Below are 17673 nucleotides of genomic sequence, written 5' to 3'. Positions count from 1 at the left end.
GGTCCTTCCGGCCTTACTTGATCTTCGCGTTCCAGAAGAAGGGCCAGGTCGCGGGCTGGTAGTTGTCCAGCGCCGGGCTCTTGGCCGAGAGGCCGTTGAACTTGCCGACGTTGATGTACGGCACCTCGTCGTAGATGACCTGCTGCACCTTGCCCCACAGCGCGCCGCGCTTGGCGGGATCGCTCTCGACATTGAAGGCCTGCAGCGCCGACTTCTTGGCGGGCGTGTCCCACCAGCCGGGCGCACCGTCACCCAGTTGCGGCGGCGACAGCATCGGCTCGGGGAACTGGCCCGAGTGGGTCACGTAGATGTCCCACAGCTTCGAATCGTTGCGGCGCTGCACCAGCGTGGCCCAGTCGACCACGTTCAGGTCGACCTTGAAGCCGGCGCGCTTGAGTTGCTCGGCCATCAGCAGCGACATGTTGTAGTGAAAGTCGTACTGGCGGCTGGTGAGCACGCGGATCGGCTCGCCCTTGTAGCCGGCCTTGGCCGCGGCTTCCTTGGCCTTGGGTGCGTTGCGCTGGTTGTACTGGTCGCCGCCGGCGGTCGAATAGAACGGCGAGCCCTTGGGGAAGTGGTTGGCCTCGGCCACGAAGAAGCGCGTGTCGCCGAAGCCGGCGGCGAGCATCTCGCCTTCGCCGAGCGCGGTTTGAATGGCCTGGCGCACGGCCGGGTTGGCGGCCACGCCTTCCTTGGTGTTGAGCACGAGGTAGGGGAAGCCGAACGACGGCGTCATGATCGGCACGGTCTTGCCGCCCGACTTCTCCAGGCGCGGCAGGGCTTCGACCGGCAGCAGGTCGGCAAAGTCGTACTGGCCGGCGAGCGCACCTTCGACGCGCGTGCTGGCGTTGGGCACGGGCACGAAGCGCAACTCTTCGATGACCGCCTCGCGCTTGCCGCCGTAGCCGCTCGCGGGTTCCTTGCGCGCGGCGTACTTGTCGAAGCGGGTGAGCAGCACGAACTGGTCGGGGCGGCGCTCCTTGAACTTGTAGGGGCCGGTACCGACGAACTCCTTGAGCGGCGAGGCGATCGATTCCTTGGCCATGATCGCGGCCATGCCGCTGGGCAGCGCAAGCTGCGAGAGCAGCGGCGCATAGGGCGCCTTCAGCACGATCTCCACGCCCAGCGGGCCCTTGGCCTTGAGCGTCTCGATTTCCTTGCCCACGGCCTTGCCGCGCGGCGACTGGTCCATCCACCGCTGCAGGCTGGCCACCACATCGTCGGCGGTGAGCTCGCGGCCGCTGTGCAGCATCACGCCCTTGCGCAAGGTGATCGCGTAGGACTTGCCGTCGGCGGAGATCTTCGGCATGGTTTCGGCCAGCATCGGCACCACGTTCCACTTGGCGTCGAAGGTGTAGAGCGTCTCGTACACGTGCTGCATGATGGTTCCGACCAGGTCGGCGGTGGAGGCCATCGGGTCCAGCGTCTGAGGCTCGGCCACCATCGCCAGCGTGGCGAAGTTGCGCGGACCCTGGGCATGCGCTTGCTGATGCGGCAGCACGGCACACAGCATCGCGAGCAAGGATGCACCCAGCAGGCTGCGCTTGGACAGCATGGGCAGGCGCCGGGCAAGACCGGCGTTGGCGGCATGGGGCATGGGGAACTCCTTCGTGGGGCGGGCGAGGTTATGAAAGAAATTTTCTTTTCTGCCCGAACTTTGAAGCATCAACCATGCCAAATCATCCGTGTTAACCCTTGATTGGATGATTTTCTGAAATAGATTTTCAGATTGGATCGATACTTGCGATCGTTTTTCCTCCCTTCTTGTTCACTTTTCAGGAGTCCTCCCATGCCCCTCGAATACCTCGGCGCCCCGCCCGTCGCCTCGGACCGCCAGGCCCGCCCCTTCTCCCCGGCCGTGCGCGCGGGCGATTTCATCTATGTGTCGGGCCAGGTGCCCGCCAACGCCGAAGGCGAGATCGTGGTGGGCGGCATCGAGGCGCAGACGCGCCAGGTGATGGAAAACCTGAAGAAGGTGCTCGCGCTGGCCGGTGCCACGCTCGACGACGTGTGCAAGAGCACCGTGTGGCTGCACGACGCGCGCGACTTTGGTGCCTTCAACCGCATCTACATGAGCTACTTCGGAGAGAACAAGCCGGCGCGCTCGACCACCGAGGCGCGCCTGATGGTCGATGCCAAAGTGGAAATCGACGTCGTCGCCTACAAGCCGAAGTAACTGCTACTTCAGCTCGGTCTTGCGCTGGATGATCCGCGAGACCAGCCCGTACTCCACCGCCTCCTCCGCCGAGAGCCAGCGGTCACGCTCGATGTCGGCCAGCACCACGTCGATGTGCTTGCCGGTCTCGCGCGAGATTTCGTGCGCGATGCGCTGGCGGGCCTTGATGATTTCCTGCGCCTGGATGGCGATGTCGGTCGCCTGCCCGCCGGCGCCGCCGCTGGGCTGGTGGATCAGGAAACGCGTGTTCGGCAGGCACACGCGCCGCTCGCGCGGAGCCGCCAAAAACAGGTGCGTGGCGGCGCTGCCCACCCAGCCGGTGCCGATCATGTTCACCGGCGCGCTGATGAAACGCACGATGTCGTGAATGGCATCGCCCGACTCCAGGTGGCCGCCGGGCGAACTCACGAGGATGTCGATGGGCTTGTCGGTGCTGTCCGCGTCGAGCGCGATGAGCCGGCGCGTGACGTCGGCGGCGACCGAGTCGGTGATGGTGCCGAAGATCAGCAGCGTGCGCGATTTGAACGCCTTCTCCTCCAGGTAGGAGGTGCGCGGCTCGCCCGTGGCTGCGGGCTTGGTGTCGTCGTCGGTTTCCATGGTCGGGAAAAACTCCAGTGGGTTGTGTCGGTGTGCAGGATGACGAACCGAACCCCCAGTTTCGCGGCATTGCGCGTGCGGCGCCAGCGCGCCTTGGCTTACCCCGGCACCGCCGGCCACAGTCGCACCGGGGTTTCGAAGCGAAACGGCAGTAGCAGCAGCACCGCGCCCTCGCCCACGAAGAGGCCGTATTTTTCGAGCCCCTGCGACAGTTCCGGCGTGATGGCCAGAGGGCTCATGGATCAGGCGCTCCGCGCTCAGCCGGCCAGCCGGCCCGCCACCAGCTGCAGCACGCGGTCGCAGCGCCCGGCCAGTTCCTGGTCGTGCGTGACCATCACGAAGGCCGTGCCGTGCCGGTGCGCCAGGTCCAGCATCAGCGCGAACACCGTGTCGGCCGTGCTGCGGTCCAGGTTGCCGGTGGGCTCGTCGGCCAGCACGCAGGCCGGCTGCGTGACCAGCGCGCGCGCGATCGCCACGCGCTGGCGCTCCCCGCCCGACAGTTCCGCCGGCCGATGGTGAAGGCGCTCGCCCAGGCCCACGCTCTCAAGGATCTTCGCGGCCGCCTGTGCCGCCTGCGCGGATTCGACGCGGCGGATCTTCAGCGGCATCGCCACGTTGTCCAGCGCGCTGAACTCGGGCAGCAGGTGATGGAACTGGTAGACGAAGCCCAGGTGCATGTTGCGCAGCCGCCCCTGCTCGGCGGCATCGGCGTGCGCGATGTCCTTGCCCAGCAGCTCGACCTTGCCCGAGGTCGGCGCATCAAGTCCGCCCATCAGGTGCAACAGCGTGCTCTTGCCCGAACCGGAAGCGCCGACGATGGCCAGCGTTTCGCCGGCGCGCACGTCCAGGTCGACGCCGTGCAGCACGGTGAGGTCGAGGCGGCCTTCGTGGAATCGCTTCGTGAGTCCACGGGCCTTCAATACGACACCATTGGCGCCGGGCCGTCCCAAGCCAATGGCGGCCCCCTCGGGGGGCAGCGAGGACACGCCAGTGCCGAGCGTGGGGGTCACTTCACTCATAGCGCAATGCCTCGGCAGGGTTCACCCGGCTGGCGCGCCAGCTCGGGTACAGCGTGGCCAGGAAGGCGAGCACGAGGGAGATGATGGCAATGGGCATGATGTCGCTGCGTTGCGGGTCGCTGGGCATCTTGCTGATCAGGTAGATGTCCTTGGGCAAAAAGCTGGCATGAAAGAGCCGCTCCAGGAAGGGCACGATCACGTCGATGTTGTAGGCGATGCCCAGGCCCAGCAGCAGGCCGGCCACGGTGCCGATCACGCCCACCATCGCGCCCTGCACCACGAAGATGCCCATGATGCTGCGCGGCGAACTGCCCAGCGTGCGCAGGATGGCGATGTCGGCGCGCTTGTCGGTCACCGTCATCACCAGGGTGGAAACCAGGTTGAACGCGGCCACGGCCACGATCAGCGTGAGGATGATGAACATCATGCGTTTCTCGACCTGCACGGCCGCGAACCAGGTCTTGTTCTGGCGCGTCCAGTCGCGGATGAGGAACTCGCCCGGCAGGCTCACGGCCAGCTGGTCGGCCACGTCGCGCGCCTCGTTCAGGTCCTTGAGCTTCAGCCGGATGCCGGTCGGGCCTTCGAGGCGGAACACCTTGGCCGCGTCCTGCTCGTGCACCATGGCCAGCGCCGAGTCGTACTCGTAGTGGCCCGAGTCGAACACGCCCACCACGGTGAACTGCTTCAGGCGCGGCACCACGCCGGCCGGCGTGACCTGCCCGCCCGGCGCCACCAGCGTGACCTGGTCGCCCGGCTGCACGAAGAGCGAGCGCGCAAGCTCGATGCCCAGCACGATGCCGAATTCGCCCGGCACCAGCTTGTCGAAGGTGCCCTTGCCGGCGATACCGCCGGTGTCGGTCACTTCGGGTTCCAGCTTGGGGTCGATGCCGCGGACGATGGCGCCCTTCATGTCTTCGCCGCGCGCGATGAGCGCCTGCGTGTTGATGAAGGGTGCGGCGCCGATCACCTCGGGGTTCTTGCGCGCGGCGGCCATGATGTCGTCCAGGCTTTGCAGCGCCTGGCCGTCGCGCGAGAAGATCTCGATGTGCGACACCACGCCGAGCATGCGGTCGCGCACCTCTTTCTGGAAGCCATTCATCACACTGAGCACAATGATCAGCGCCGCCACGCCCAGTGCGATGCCGAGCATCGACACACCGGAGATGAAGGAGATGAAGCCGTTGCGCCGCGTCGCCCGGCCTGCGCGCGTGTAGCGCCAGCCGAGCTGCAGTTCATAAGGGAGTCGCATAGGGGCGGGATTGTGGCATCACGGAAAGCCGAGGGGCTTCCGGGACAATAGAGGGATGGCCGAACAACACCCCCCACGACATCTGTTGATCCCCTTTGCCGGCCGCGGTTCCCAGTCCTGCCGCGCCGCACTGACCGCGCTGAAGCTGCCGAACCTCGAAACCCTGCTCACCCGCCTGGCGCTGGCAGACACCGACACGCTGGACGAAAGCACCCGCTCGCCGCCGCACGAACGCGCCCTCGCCCGCGCCCTGGGCATCGCCGTCGACGACGGCTGCATCCCCTGGGCCGCGCTGGAGGCACGGCAAACAGGCGTGGCCGCGGCCGACGACGAAGAAGCATGGGGCCTGGCCACGCTGAGCCATTGGCTGGTGGGCATCGACGACGTGGCGCTGGGCGATCCGTCCGCCATCGAGATCGACGCCGCCGAATCGGCCGCGCTCCTGGCCGTGGCGCAGCCCTTCTTCGAGGAAGACGGCATCGCGCTGCATCCCTCGCCCACCCCGGGCCGCTGGCTTGCACGCGCGCGCATCTTCGACGGGTTGGCCACAGCCTCCATCGATCGCGCGGTGGGCTACCCGATCTCGCAATGGTCGCCGCTGGGCGACGCGGCCCGCCCGCTGCGCCGGCTGCAGAACGAAATGCAGATGCTGCTCTACACGCAGCGCGTGAACGACGACCGCGCCGCGCGCGGCGTGCCGGCCATCAACTCCTTCTGGCTCAGCGGCACCGGCGCGTTGAAGGGCGCAACGCCGACCGCCCCCGCACCCACCGTGAACAACACCCTGCGCGTGCCCGCCCTGCAGGACGACGGCGCGGCCTGGGCCGAGGCCTGGCAGGCGCTGGACGCCGGCGACATCGCCGCGCTGCTGGCCGACTACACGCGCGGCGCCGAAGTGACGCTCACCCTTTGCGGCGACCGCGCCGCGCAGCGCTACACCGTGCAGCAGCGCGGCCTGGCACGCTGGGCCAGGAGCCTGTTCGATCGCACACGCGCAGCCAACGTGCTGGAGTCGCTGTGAAGATCGTCGCCCGAGACATTCCCCCGCGCACCGTCTGGGCGCTGGAACAGGCGGGCGTGCATCCGCTGCTCGCGCGCCTTTTCGCCGCGCGCGGCGTGCTGGCCAAGGACGAACTCGACGACGGCCTCGCGCGCTTGCTACCCCCCGACACCTTGCGGGGCACCCGCGAAGCCGCCGTGCTGCTGGCCGACGCGATGGCGCTCGACAAGCGCCTGTGCATCGTGGCCGACTACGACTGCGACGGCGCCACCGCCTGCGCGGTCGGCGTGCGGGGCCTGCGCCTTTTGGGCGCCAGGCACGTGAGCTACCTCGTGCCCGACCGCGTGGTCGACGGCTACGGCCTCACGCCGCCGATTGCCGAGCGCGTGGCCGACAGCGGCGCCGACATGCTGATCACCGTGGACAACGGCATCGCGAGCGTCGACGGTGTGGCCGCCGCCAAGGCGCGCGGCCTGCAGGTGCTGGTGACCGACCACCACCTGCCCGGCCCCGAGCTTCCTGCGGCCGACGTGCTGGTCAACCCCAACCAGCCCGGCTGCGATTTCGAGAGCAAGAGCATCGCGGGTGTCGGCGTCATGTTCTATGTGCTGCTCGCGCTGCGCTCCGAACTGCGCCAGCGCGGTGTGTTCGATGTGCCGTCGCCCGCTGCCGGGCCGCCCCAAAGCGGGCGAGCCTCCCCCCCGGGGGGTGGCGAAGCACACGAAGTGGCAAGCCGAGGGGCAGGCAAACCGCAGCCCAAGCTCGATGTGCTGCTGCCGCTGGTCGCGCTGGGCACGGTAGCCGACGTGGTGAAGCTGGACGCCAACAACCGCCGCCTCGTCGCACAGGGCCTGCGGCGCATCCGCGCGGGCGCCATGCCCGCGGGCGTCGCCGCGCTCTTCAAGGCCGCGGGCCGCACCGCCTCCGCCGCCACCACCTTCGACTTCGGCTTCGCCCTGGGCCCGCGCATCAACGCGGCCGGCCGGCTCGCCGACATGACGCTGGGCATCGAATGCCTCCTGACCGACGACGCGGGCCGCGCCGACGAGCTTGCGCGCATGCTGGACGGCATCAACCGCGAGCGGCGCGACATCGAAGGCGGCATGCGCGACCAGGCGCTGCTCCTGGCCGAGTCGCTCTTTGCCACCGACGGCGAGGGCATCGAGGCACCGCCCGCGGCCATCAGCGTGTTCGATGCGAACTTTCATGAAGGCGTGGTCGGCATCGTGGCCTCGCGCATCAAGGACCGCTTTCACCGCCCCACCTTCGTGTTCGCAGCGAGCGGCGCGCCGGGCAAGGAGCAGGAGCTCAAGGGCTCGGGCCGGTCGATTCCGGGCTTTCATCTGCGCGACGCGCTGGACCTGGTGGCCAAGCGCCATCCGGGCGTGCTGCTGCGCTTCGGCGGGCATGCCATGGCGGCCGGCTGCACCGTGGCGCGCGAACACTTCAAGACCTTCGAAGAGGCGCTGGCGCAGGTGGCCGGCGAATGGCTGGCCGCCGCTGCGCTCACGCGCCAGATCGAGACCGACGGGCCGATCGCGCGCGAGTACATGCGCATCGACTTGGTGGACACGCTGCACCGCGAGGTGTGGGGACAAGGCTTTGCGCCGCCCACCTTCAGCGAGGAAGTGGAAGTGGTGTCCCAGCGGCTGGTGGGCGAAAAGCACCTGGCGCTCAAGCTCAAGCACCAGGGCCAGCCGATCGATGCGATCTGGTTCAGCCACACCGAGCCCCTGCCGCCGCGCGTGAAGCTGGCCTTCAGGCTCGATGCCGACGAGTGGCAAGGGGTGCGGCGCCTCAGGTTCCTGGTGGAAGGCGCGGAAATCTAGGAATCCAGGAGCCCTGGGGTGCTGGCTGGAATGCCTGATGTGGGGGTTGCAGCCGAAGCAGCTGCAGAACAAGCAGCCAGTGACCAATTTCGGTCGAGCGCTTAGGCGTGGCAACGGTACAACATTGGGCAGGACCAGTGCGTTCTGCATATTCCCTCGTGCGCGCGATGGTGCTGCAATCGTCGGTATCCCACGTTGTCCGCATCCGCCGGGTCTGCTCCCAGCGGTGTGCGAGCGCCAGCACTCCGAGAATGACAAAAACACTTCATCAAGCGTCGAACACCAAGCACCTGTCGCCCTTGGCCGCCGACATCGAAGCCGAATTCGGGTCGCTGCGCGATGTAGGGGGCGAAGGCGCGCGATTGACGAGGGCCAGCGCCGAGGCTTTGCGCATCGGGGTCGAGCAGGCCGCACGAGCAATGCCTGAAGCCATGCGCCAGGGATTCATCCGCAGTTGCGAGAGCCGGCTTGAAGCGAATTGGGGACGCGACGATCGCCGCTGGCGCGTGACGTTTTTCGATCTGACCGATTAGCCTCGGCAGAGATCACGAACTCACTGGAAATGCCAGTTCGGCCAATCCAGACCGGAAAAATAACCGCCTGCTTATTCGCTCAAAGCGGAAACACAAACAGCCTGCGCAAAGAAAAACCCCTGGGCCATTGCATGACGCAGGGGTTTGAATGGTGCGCTTGTCCGACTCGAACATGACTCGCAAACCCGCATGAATGCTTGAGGTCGTCAGAGTGGGGGCAGAATATGCCCCCAAATATGCCCCCACCCATCGAGGGATGCCCTGATGAAATTGACCGATGCCAAGCTCCGCAACCTCACCACACCCGGCAAGCATGCCGACGGCGGCGGACTTTATCTAGAAGTTACCCCAGCTGGCGGTCGCTACTGGCGACTGAAATACCGCTTCGGCGGGAAGGAAAAACGCCTAGCCTTCGGGGTCTATCCGACCGTGAGTCTCAAGGAAGCCCGTGAGCGGCGCGAGGCCGCCAAGCAGATGCTAGATCGAGGCAACGATCCCGGTGAGCTGCGAAAAGCTGCTAAGGCAAGGGTCGCCATCGAGGCCGCCAATAGTTTTCAGATGGTGGCCCATGAATGGCACAAAGCCAATTCCAAACGGTGGGCCGCGGTTACCGCCGCCAAGGTTCTCACACACTTGGAAGCCGATGTATTCCCCTCCATTGGCAATCGCCCGATATCCGCAATTACCCCGCCTGAGCTGCTGACGATGCTGCGCAAGGTAGAGGGGCGCGGCGCGGCATATACGGCGACGCGGTTACGCGAGTTCTGCGGACAAATTTTCCGTTTTGGTATCGCTACGGGCCGGGCCACCTATAACCCGGCTGCCGACCTCGTGAAAACCATTGTCCTTCCAGGCGTGAAGCATCGACCCGCGCTTACTGACCGCCGCCAGTTCGGTGAGTTTCTGCTCGACCTGAAAGGCTATCAGGCTGCGGACAAACTTACTCTGCTGGCGACGCGGCTGGCGCTGTTGACCTTCGTGCGCTCGCAGGAACTTCGACACGCCCAGTGGGATGAGATCGACTTCGAGACTTGCGAATGGCGGATCCCTGCGGCGCGCATGAAGATGGGCAAGAGCCTGAATCAGGCCCACATCGTGCCCTTGTCCGAAGCGGCTATCGACACGTTTCGCGATCTGCATACTCTCACCGGCGATAGCCCGAATGTCTTCCCTAACAGTTATGGCGCCGATGGCTTCATGAGCGAGAACACCATCGGCCGCATGCTCATCCGCATGGGCTATCAAGGCAGGCAGACGTTGCATGGCTTCCGCGCGTCGGCGCGTAGCCTGCTGTCCGAACGGGGCTGGAGCGTCGCTGCACTGGAGCGGCAGCTTGACCACGCCGAGCGCAGCAAGGTTGTGGCCGCCTATGCGCGCAGTGAGCACCTGGACGAGCGACGAAAGATCATGGACGACTGGGGCACGCTGGTAGCTTCGCTAGAAGCTGGCAACAACGTCGTCCCTCTGGACAGGAAGGCTGCGTGAAACTCTCGCAAATCTAGGCCGCCCTGACCGCTTCCTGCAGCCTGCACACCTCTTCTCCTCGTGACTAGATAGTCCGCAACGCCGCGCCGCCCCCTTTCAGGTCGGCTCAGGCATGTGCACAGGGTCCGCGGAGAGCGCAGTCCGGCCGCGTGTGAGTCGGTCTGGTGGTGGTCAGCATCATGTTCGACGGGTGCCCGCCTGTCACAGTGCCACTTCGCTCGGCAATGAGGTTCAGGGTGCACAACGGCGAACGGCCAACGCAGGTCCACAAAGAGGTGATGTTTGATCCACTGAGCGCACTGCGCCATGCACCCGATCAGCGACAAGATCAGCCATCAATGGGGTCACCTCCAAAGTCGGGCACACGAGATGGAGCGATCACGTTTATCGCGACGACAGACGCGAGGGACACTCATCAGAGTCCGGCTACAGTCGGCCGGAACCGAGCCAGATCTCCGCCGGCTGGGAAATGAACGAATTGGGAAGGCAAGCAGACCAAATGGAGATCTCGAACGATCCAGAAACTTCGAGCTACCGTGCGCGCCCTGAACCTGGTCAGTTGGTTGAGGTCCGTCGACGCCGATGGGTAGTTGCAGAGGTGGATTCGGCAAAATTGACGTCGAACTCAAACTCACAGAGCTTGGTGAGCCTCTCGGCCATCGATGAGGATGGCCTTGGAGAGGAGCTGGAAGTCATCTGGGAAATCGAGCCGGGCGCTCAAGTCATCGAGCGAGCGGGACTGCCCTCCATAACGGGACAAGACGACTCGGCTACTCTTGACGCGTTCCTTGATGCGATACGTTGGGGAGCCGCGACAAACGCCGATAGGAGCTTTCTGCAGGCGCCCTTTCGCAGCGGGGTCAGCATTGAGGATTTTCAGCTCGACCCGTTGGTCCGCGCCATCGACATGGCCCGAGTGAACTTGCTGATCGCCGACGACGTTGGCCTAGGCAAGACCATCGAAGCCGGCCTCATCGTTCAAGAGTTACTGCTACGGCATCGCGCGCACACCGTTTTGATCATCTGCCCAGCATCGCTTCAGGAGAAGTGGCGCGTCGAGATGCTGGAAAAATTCGGCCTTGAGTTCCGGGTGGTCGATACGGCTTACATCAAGAAATTGCGCCGTGAGCGCGGCATCCATGCTAACCCTTGGACATCCCACCCACGTCTCATCGCATCGATGGACTGGGTCAAGAGCGGCGAAGGGCTACGCGCCATGCGTGACGTTCTTCCGCCGCATGCAGGCCATCCGCGGAAGTTCGATCTCCTAGTTGTCGACGAAGCGCACAACATCGCCCCCGCCGCTGGTGCGCATTACGCGCTTGAAAGCCAGCGTACGCGATTCATCCGTACGATCAGCCCGCACTTCCAGCACCGGCTGTTTCTGACAGCGACACCTCACAACGGCTACACCGAGTCGTTCACCTCACTGCTAGAGTTGCTGGACGACCAGCGCTTCGCTCGGAACATCCTTCCTGACGAGAAGCAACTGAGTCAGGTGATGATCCGTCGCCTTAAGAGCGATCTGGTCGACGCCGACGGCAACCCGTTGTATGCCCAACGCAAGCTACAGGCGCTGGCGGTTCCGTACACGGATGAGGAACGGGAGATCCACCAGAAGCTGAACGACTACTGTGCAAGTCGCGAGAAAGACGCGGAGAAGACCGGCACCACATTCGGCACCTCGTTTGTCAATCGACTGCTCAAGAAACGTCTGTTTTCGTCGCCTGCCGCGTTCGCCTCCACGCTTGAGAAGCATATCTCCTCGCTGTCGAATAGGGCCGAACCCAAAGCAAAGGACGCCATGGCCGAGCGCATCCTGCGAAAAGCTATCCTGAAAGTGGATGAGGACTATGCCAACGACCAAGAGGTTGAGAACGCCCAATCGGAGGCCGTGGAGGAAGCTTCGCGCCGAGCCAAGCCGCTGACCCAGGAACAGCAGAGGATGCTAGGCGAACTGAGGCAATGGGCACAGCGAGCCAAGAATCAGACTGATTCCAAGGCCAAGGCCATCATCGATTGGCTCTCAGCCAACCTGCAACCAGGTGGCCAGTGGAACGATCATCGGGTGATCCTATTCACCGAATATCGCACCACACACCAGTGGATGCACGAGATCCTCGCCAGCCATGGCTTCGGCGGCGACCGACTCGGCCTGCTCCACGGCGGCCTCACGCAGGATGAGCGGGAGCCCATCAAGGCGGCCTTCCAAGCATCTCCAAAGGATTCTCCGGTTCGCATCCTGCTTGCCACCGATGCAGCCTCTGAGGGTATCGACCTGCAGAACCATTGCAACTGCCTTATCCATTTGGAGATCCCCTACAACCCCAACGTGATGGAGCAGCGCAACGGGCGTATCGACCGTCACGGGCAACGAGAGAAAGAGGTGCTTATCTGGCACCCGGTCGACGGCGGGGCCAAAGGTCACGATTCGGTCGGTGGCCTCGGCGAGGACATCCTACGTGCTCTGCGCAAACTGGAGTCAATGCGAGCCGACATGGGCAGCGTCAATCCGGTCATCGCGCCCCAGATGTCGGGCCTCATCGAAGGTTCTCTGAAGGACCTGGACACCCGCCTCGCAGAGGCCAGGATCGCCAAGGCCAGGCGTTTCGTGCGCGCCGAACGCGAGCTGAAAGAACGTGTCGCAAAGCTCCACGAGCGACTCTTAGTCACGCAGCAGGATTTTCACCTCACTCCCGGCCATGTCCAGACTGCGGTGAAGACCGGCCTTGCGCTAGCGGGTCGCCCTCCACTGGAAGCCGTTGCCCTCGAAGGAGCTCCCTCGAGCAGCGTATTCAGGATGCCACTTCTATCAGGCTCATGGACGCGCTGCCTAGAAGGTCTGCGTCACCCCCATACCCAGCAGATTCGCCCCATAACCTTCGACCACGCCGTGGCGAAGGGAAGAGACGATGTCGTGCTCGTCCACCTGAACCATCGTCTGGTGCAGATGTGCCTGCGCCTGCTGCGTGCCGAGGTCTGGGCACAGGACGACGTGAAGAAACTGCATCGCGTCACCGTGCGCACGATGCCGGAAGCGCATATCGAAGGCCCGGCCGTGGTCGTAATCTCGCGGCTGCTCATCATCGGCGGAAACCATCATCGACTTCACGAGGAACTGACCATCTCGGGCGGCTATCTGCGCGATCAGTCGTTCCGGCGTGAAGAAGGCGTCATGCGTGTCCAGCAGTTGCTGGACGAGGCGCAGCCATTCAGTGCAAACGATTCGCTGTTCGATGCCCTCCGGGTGCGCTTCGATCGCGCCCAGTCTGCCATCCTTCAATCGGTCGAAACCCGTTCGAAGGACCGACTCAAGTTTCTGGCCAACACGCTACAGACGCGCAAACAGCAGGAGATCGACGATATCGGCGCAGTACTAGACGAGCTTGAGAAAGCGATCCAAAGAGAGCTAAAGAAAGATCAGCAGCCGGAACAATTTTCGCTCTTCACCGAGGACGAGCGCATCCAACTTAGACGCGACAACGCCGCGCTGGAGGCACGCCTCGCGCGCGTGCCCATAGAGCGTATACAGGAGGCCCAGGCCATAGAAGCCCGCTATGCCAAGCTTGAGGATCGCACCTTTCCGGTCGCAATCGTCTTCCTGGTTCCCAAGTCCGGCATACAGGGCGATACAGCATGAGCAATCACGACCCCCATCACGACTGGCTGGCGCTCATCGAGATCTCCGGCCCCTTCCTCGCCGTTCCGGTACTTAAGGAGGCATTCCCTCAAGGTTTGGAAGAGCTCGACGGCCCCAAACGCAGGCGTCTGCGTCAGGCATACGAGGAATGGCGCGAGGCGCTAGAGACGGATGATCCGCAGTTCATCGAGTTGCACGCTGCGTGGATCGACGAGGTGCTTTCGCGCGGACTGGACCTCGACGAGGATGGTAGAGGCGACGTTCTTAAGCGCGTCGACTGGTGTGCCGCCAACCTGAATTTCAGCCTGCCCGAGCATGGCGTGATACTGATTCCGGACGTCGCAGTGGTCGATGAGCAACGGGCCAACGAGCCCCTGATGCTCATCCAGACCTACGGTCCGAATGTCGACCTCGATGTCACCCTGAAGCTGGACGGTTGGGACGCCACCCCGGCTGATCGGATGGTTCAACTATGCCGCGCCGCCGGTTGCCGCCTGGGGCTGGTGAGCAATGGCGAACGCTGGATGCTAGTTGATGCTCCGGTTGGCGCCGTCACTACCTTCGCCAGCTGGTACGCCCGTATCTGGAGCCAGGAGCTCATCACCCTGCAGGCCTTTGTGCACCTACTGGGCATTCGTCGCTTCTTCTTTGCTGAAGCCGAACAACTGCCGGCACTTTTCGATCGCTCCCTGAAATATCAGGACGAAGTCACCGATGCCCTCGGGGAACAGGTACGGCGCGCTGTCGAAGTGCTGATACAGGCGCTTGACAAAGCCGACCAGGACCGCGACCGCGAGCTACTGCGCGATGTGAAGGAGCCGATGCTTTACGAGGCAGCGCTGACCGTGATGATGCGGCTTGTTTTCCTGCTCTCCGCCGAGGAACGTGGCTTGTTGCTACTCGGCGACGAGCGCTACGAAGCCAACTACGCGCTCTCGACCCTGCGCATGCAGTTGCGCAAGGAATCCGAGGAGATCCTCGAACGCCGCTGGGACGCTTGGTCGCGCCTGCTAGCGATCTTCCGCGCCGTGTTCGGCGGCATTGATCACGAAAACCTGCGCCTGCCCGCGCTGGGTGGCTCACTCTTCGACCCGGATCGATTCCCCTTCCTTGAGGGCCGCGCCCAAGGCTCTCATTGGCGCACAGACACCGCTAAGCCGCTGCCAATCGACAACCGCACCGTGCTGCTGTTGCTTGAGGCCATCCAGCAGTTCCAGGGGCGGACGCTGTCCTACCGTGCCCTGGATGTCGAACAAATCGGCTACGTCTACGAGGGCCTGCTGGAACGTACCGTCAAGCGCACCGCCGAGGTCACACTGGAACTCGATGGCACCAAGAATGCCAAGACCCCCTGGGTCACGTTGGCCGAACTGGAGTCCGCCCAACTGGACGGCGCAGCACGTCTCGCAGAGTTGCTGCAGGAGCGCTCCGGCAGCTCCGCCAGCCGAGTGCGCAACGGCTTGGTCAAGCCCGTCGATGACTCGCTCGCCGATCGGCTGCTCGCCGCTTGCCATGGAAATACAGGGCTGCGTGACCGCATCAAGCCTTTTGCCAACCTGGTGCGTACCGATCCATGGAACTACCCGTTGCTCTATCCCGCAGGGGCCTTCATCGTTACCGCGGGCTCCGATCGGCGCGAGACCGGCACTCACTACACACCGAAATCTCTCACCGAGGCCATCGTCACCGAGACGCTCACGCCGATTGCCTATGTAGGTCCGACCGAGGGCACGGCGCGCGACCAATGGGTACTAAAGTCTCCAGCTGAACTGATCGAACTTAAGATTTGTGACCCGGCCATGGGTTCGGGGGCTTTCCTGGTGCAAGCGTGCCGCTGGCTCGCTGATCGGTTGGTCGAAGCTTGGTCATGGGCCGAGGCGGCAGGCAAGTCGGTGAATGTGAATGGCGAAGCACTTGAGTTGGCGGATGCAAAAGAACCGCTGCCCCGTGATACTGAATCGCGCACCGTGATCGCCCGACGCCTAATCGCCGAACGTTGCCTCTATGGCGTGGACCTGAATCCGCTTGCTGTGGAACTCGCCAAGTTGTCGATCTGGCTGGTCACGCTGGCCAAGGGGCGCCCGTTCGGCTTCCTTGACCACAACTTGCGCTGTGGTGATAGTCTGCTGGGCATTGATAGTCTTGATCAACTCAGCAAGCTATCAATGACGCCAAGCACTCAGGCGCAGGGGCGCCTCTTCGGCAGGAATATTCGACGGACCGTCGACGAAGTAGAGGCGATCCGTCTGCAGCTCCGTGAAATGCCCATCCGCGATATTCGCGATATCGAAGTGATGGCGAGCCTCGACGCCGCCGCGCGATTGAGGCTCGCAAGCTCCGAAGCGGTAGCTGATGCACTTATCGGTGTCGTCTTTGTAAACGGCACTCGGACTGCCGAAAAAACACTCGCCGCGCTGGCCTCTGATGCCGAGAGAGCTCTCGCTGGCGACGAGGTCGCCAAGGCTGCGCTACTTCAAGCTGCGGCGCGTCAACTCGCTCAAGATTCAAGCGACGGCAAACCTCGTCGCCCATTTCATTGGCCGCTTGAGTTCCCCGAGGTCTTTCTTCGAGATGATGCCGGTTTCGACGCACTGGTGGGCAACCCACCATTCATGGGCGGTCGCATCATTGGTCGACGCCTTGGCGGGACCTACCAAGAATATCTAAAGCTCATACGCAACAACGTCGCCGGGTCTCCCGATCTCTGCGCGTACTTCTTCCTTCGTGCATTTAGTCTCGTTAGGAACGCTGGTCACGTCGGCCTGCTCGCGACTAAATCACTCGCTGAGACGGGCTCGCGTGTAGTGTGTCTCGATCAGATAATTGAAAAACGTGCCGCGATTCGGAGCGCGGTATCGCGGACTCCCTGGCCTGGGAAAGCTTCTGTCGTGGTTGCAATCGTGTGGTTCACTAAGACTAGTTGGAACGGCCTCGTCACGCTCGACGGAAGATCAGTGGGGACAATCAACGGAGGGCTTGAAGAAGAAATCGGCATCGCGCGTCCGGTGAAGCTTAAGGCTTGGGAGGGCCGCTTTTCTCAGGGCCAAGATATCATGGGGCGGGGTTTCGAACTGACCAACGACGAGCGTTCCGAGATCATCCAACGCGACCCCATATGCGCAGAGGTGATCTTCCCCCTTTTCAATGGCCAAGACCTCAACACGCTCGCCGTTTTGGCCCCTTCCCGTTGGGTCATCTACTTTCGGGATTGGCCCGAGGCGATCGCGCGCAAATACGTCGCTGCCTTCGCCCGAGTTGAGGCTCTAGTGAAGCCATATCGAGACTCCCTGACCGGACAAATTCATCAGGGCTGTTATTGGAAGTTCTGGGACCTTCGCCCACAGCTCATCCAAGAACTCGATGCTCGCACAACAATCCTAGCGTCCGCAATCAACAGCAAATATGTATCGTTTCGTCGAGTTCCAACTGGCAACGTCTACAACAAAAAGACAAAGCTGTATTTCATTGACACGTGGTGGGAGTTCGCAATCCTTCAGTCCACGTTTCATCAGGAATGGGCGTTCTGGACGTGTGGCACGCTTGGCGTATCGACGATCAACTATTCCACTTCGGCTGCACTTGAGACTTGGCCGATGCCTGCCGCAGATCAGTCCGTCGTCAATGAGCTAGAGCAGCTGGGGCATGAGTACCATTCTGCTCGAGAGACGCTGCTTATTGAGCATCGAATCGGTATGACGAAGCTGTACAACCGATTTAACGACCCCACCGATCAATCGCCGGACATTTGCCATCTTCGAAATTTGCACGCCCTGCTCGATCGCCTCTGCGCGCGTGCGTATGGCTGGGATGACCTGACTCTCGAACACGGTTTTTTCGATCTTGAGTATCTCCCCGAGAGCGACCGCAAGCGCTTCACTGTTTGCAACACAGCTCGGAGCGGCGCTCGCCGGAGACTCGGTCTACTGAATCAGGATCAGCACGGAGCAGAGAGCAATTCAAAGGCAGAGTTCGCTGAGGGCGTTGCTCAGCGCAGGCGGAGCAGCCTCCCGTCCGCGCAAGCGAGTCTGCTCATCGAAGGGGAGAGCACTGACTAGTGTCCTGTCCCGTTAATTCGCCCGCATAGGCGGGTGAGTTTTTCGAGGATCGAATTGGCCGTTGCTGTCCATGTGAACGGCTTGCAGTTC

General features: G+C 63.4%; 12 protein-coding genes. 7 read left to right on the top strand and 5 right to left on the bottom strand.

The genetic code is table 11. The features are described from left to right. Positions 1-13: 13 nt before the first annotated feature. Positions 14-1597 carry an ABC transporter substrate-binding protein gene (locus tag ABIC90_RS24655; RefSeq protein WP_354358871.1) on the bottom strand — a complete coding sequence of 528 codons (1584 nt, stop codon included), beginning with the start codon at positions 1595-1597 and terminating at the stop codon, positions 14-16. A 192-nt stretch (positions 1598-1789) separates the two neighbouring features. On the opposite strand from ABIC90_RS24655, the gene ABIC90_RS24650 reads away from it, so the two are divergent. After that, positions 1790-2176 (top strand): RidA family protein, encoded by a 387-nt coding sequence (locus ABIC90_RS24650; protein ID WP_281149377.1) that lies wholly within the window; start codon positions 1790-1792, stop codon positions 2174-2176. 3 nt (positions 2177-2179) lie between these two features. On the opposite strand, the gene ABIC90_RS24645 is transcribed toward ABIC90_RS24650, so the two are convergent. From ABIC90_RS24645 to ABIC90_RS24630, 4 genes are all read right to left on the bottom strand, one after another. Further along, the gene (locus ABIC90_RS24645; RefSeq protein ID WP_354358869.1) at positions 2180-2773 is read right to left on the bottom strand and encodes an ATP-dependent Clp protease proteolytic subunit; all 594 of its coding nucleotides are present in this window, start codon (positions 2771-2773) and stop codon (positions 2180-2182) included. 98 nt (positions 2774-2871) lie between these two features. Continuing rightward, entirely contained in the window at positions 2872-3012 is a 141-nt protein-coding gene (locus tag ABIC90_RS24640; protein WP_354358867.1) for a hypothetical protein, read from the bottom strand. Between the two features lie 18 nt (positions 3013-3030). Next, positions 3031-3792 (bottom strand): lipoprotein-releasing ABC transporter ATP-binding protein LolD, encoded by a 762-nt coding sequence (lolD, locus tag ABIC90_RS24635; protein WP_354358865.1) that lies wholly within the window; start codon positions 3790-3792, stop codon positions 3031-3033. After that, positions 3785-5041 carry a lipoprotein-releasing ABC transporter permease subunit gene (locus tag ABIC90_RS24630; RefSeq protein ID WP_354358863.1) on the bottom strand — a complete coding sequence of 419 codons (1257 nt, stop codon included), beginning with the start codon at positions 5039-5041 and terminating at the stop codon, positions 3785-3787. Before ABIC90_RS24630 ends, lolD begins: the two co-directional genes overlap by 8 nt. A gap of 55 nt (positions 5042-5096) precedes the next feature. Between ABIC90_RS24630 and ABIC90_RS24625 the strand changes: the two genes are divergently transcribed. The 6 genes from ABIC90_RS24625 (at position 5097) to ABIC90_RS24600 (ending at position 17583) form a co-directional block, all read left to right on the top strand. After that, complete coding sequence (locus tag ABIC90_RS24625; RefSeq protein ID WP_354358861.1) at positions 5097-6062, top strand: hypothetical protein; 966 nt, start codon at positions 5097-5099, stop codon at positions 6060-6062. After that, positions 6059-7870: a single-stranded-DNA-specific exonuclease RecJ gene (gene recJ / locus ABIC90_RS24620; protein ID WP_354358859.1), complete on the top strand. Its 1812-nt coding sequence runs from the start codon at positions 6059-6061 to the stop codon at positions 7868-7870. The genes ABIC90_RS24625 and recJ overlap by 4 nt, the downstream gene beginning before the upstream one ends. 251 nt (positions 7871-8121) lie before the next feature. Further along, complete coding sequence (locus ABIC90_RS24615) at positions 8122-8403, top strand: hypothetical protein (protein WP_354358857.1); 282 nt, start codon at positions 8122-8124, stop codon at positions 8401-8403. A 264-nt stretch (positions 8404-8667) separates the two neighbouring features. Continuing rightward, a complete protein-coding gene (locus tag ABIC90_RS24610) occupies positions 8668-9888 on the top strand; it encodes a tyrosine-type recombinase/integrase (protein WP_354358855.1) in 1221 nt (406 codons plus the stop codon). A 499-nt stretch (positions 9889-10387) separates the two neighbouring features. Further along, positions 10388-13528 (top strand): DISARM system SNF2-like helicase DrmD, encoded by a 3141-nt coding sequence (drmD, locus tag ABIC90_RS24605; protein ID WP_354358853.1) that lies wholly within the window; start codon positions 10388-10390, stop codon positions 13526-13528. Continuing rightward, positions 13525-17583 (top strand): Eco57I restriction-modification methylase domain-containing protein, encoded by a 4059-nt coding sequence (locus tag ABIC90_RS24600; RefSeq protein ID WP_354358851.1) that lies wholly within the window; start codon positions 13525-13527, stop codon positions 17581-17583. Before drmD ends, ABIC90_RS24600 begins: the two co-directional genes overlap by 4 nt. Positions 17584-17673 lie beyond the last annotated feature (90 nt).

The sequence above is a fragment of the Variovorax boronicumulans genome, assembly GCF_040544675.1.
Taxonomy (GTDB): Bacteria; Pseudomonadota; Gammaproteobacteria; order Burkholderiales; family Burkholderiaceae_C; genus Variovorax; species Variovorax boronicumulans_D.
This window is presented reverse-complemented; position numbering and strand designations above follow the sequence as displayed.

Excerpts from the sequence above, each read along its gene's own strand:
- ABIC90_RS24655 (WP_354358871.1), bottom strand. The coding sequence starts at position 1,597 with ATGCCCCATGCCGCCAACGCCGGTCTTGCCCGGCGCCTGCCCATGCTG.
- ABIC90_RS24650 (WP_281149377.1), top strand. The coding sequence starts at position 1,790 with ATGCCCCTCGAATACCTCGGCGCCCCGCCCGTCGCCTCGGACCGCCAG.
- ABIC90_RS24645 (WP_354358869.1), bottom strand. The coding sequence starts at position 2,773 with ATGGAAACCGACGACGACACCAAGCCCGCAGCCACGGGCGAGCCGCGC.
- ABIC90_RS24640 (WP_354358867.1), bottom strand. The coding sequence starts at position 3,012 with ATGAGCCCTCTGGCCATCACGCCGGAACTGTCGCAGGGGCTCGAAAAA.
- lolD (WP_354358865.1), bottom strand. The coding sequence starts at position 3,792 with ATGAGTGAAGTGACCCCCACGCTCGGCACTGGCGTGTCCTCGCTGCCC.
- ABIC90_RS24630 (WP_354358863.1), bottom strand. The coding sequence starts at position 5,041 with ATGCGACTCCCTTATGAACTGCAGCTCGGCTGGCGCTACACGCGCGCA.
- ABIC90_RS24625 (WP_354358861.1), top strand. The coding sequence starts at position 5,097 with ATGGCCGAACAACACCCCCCACGACATCTGTTGATCCCCTTTGCCGGC.
- ABIC90_RS24615 (WP_354358857.1), top strand. The coding sequence starts at position 8,122 with ATGACAAAAACACTTCATCAAGCGTCGAACACCAAGCACCTGTCGCCC.
- ABIC90_RS24610 (WP_354358855.1), top strand. The coding sequence starts at position 8,668 with ATGAAATTGACCGATGCCAAGCTCCGCAACCTCACCACACCCGGCAAG.
- drmD (WP_354358853.1), top strand. The coding sequence starts at position 10,388 with ATGGAGATCTCGAACGATCCAGAAACTTCGAGCTACCGTGCGCGCCCT.
- ABIC90_RS24600 (WP_354358851.1), top strand. The coding sequence starts at position 13,525 with ATGAGCAATCACGACCCCCATCACGACTGGCTGGCGCTCATCGAGATC.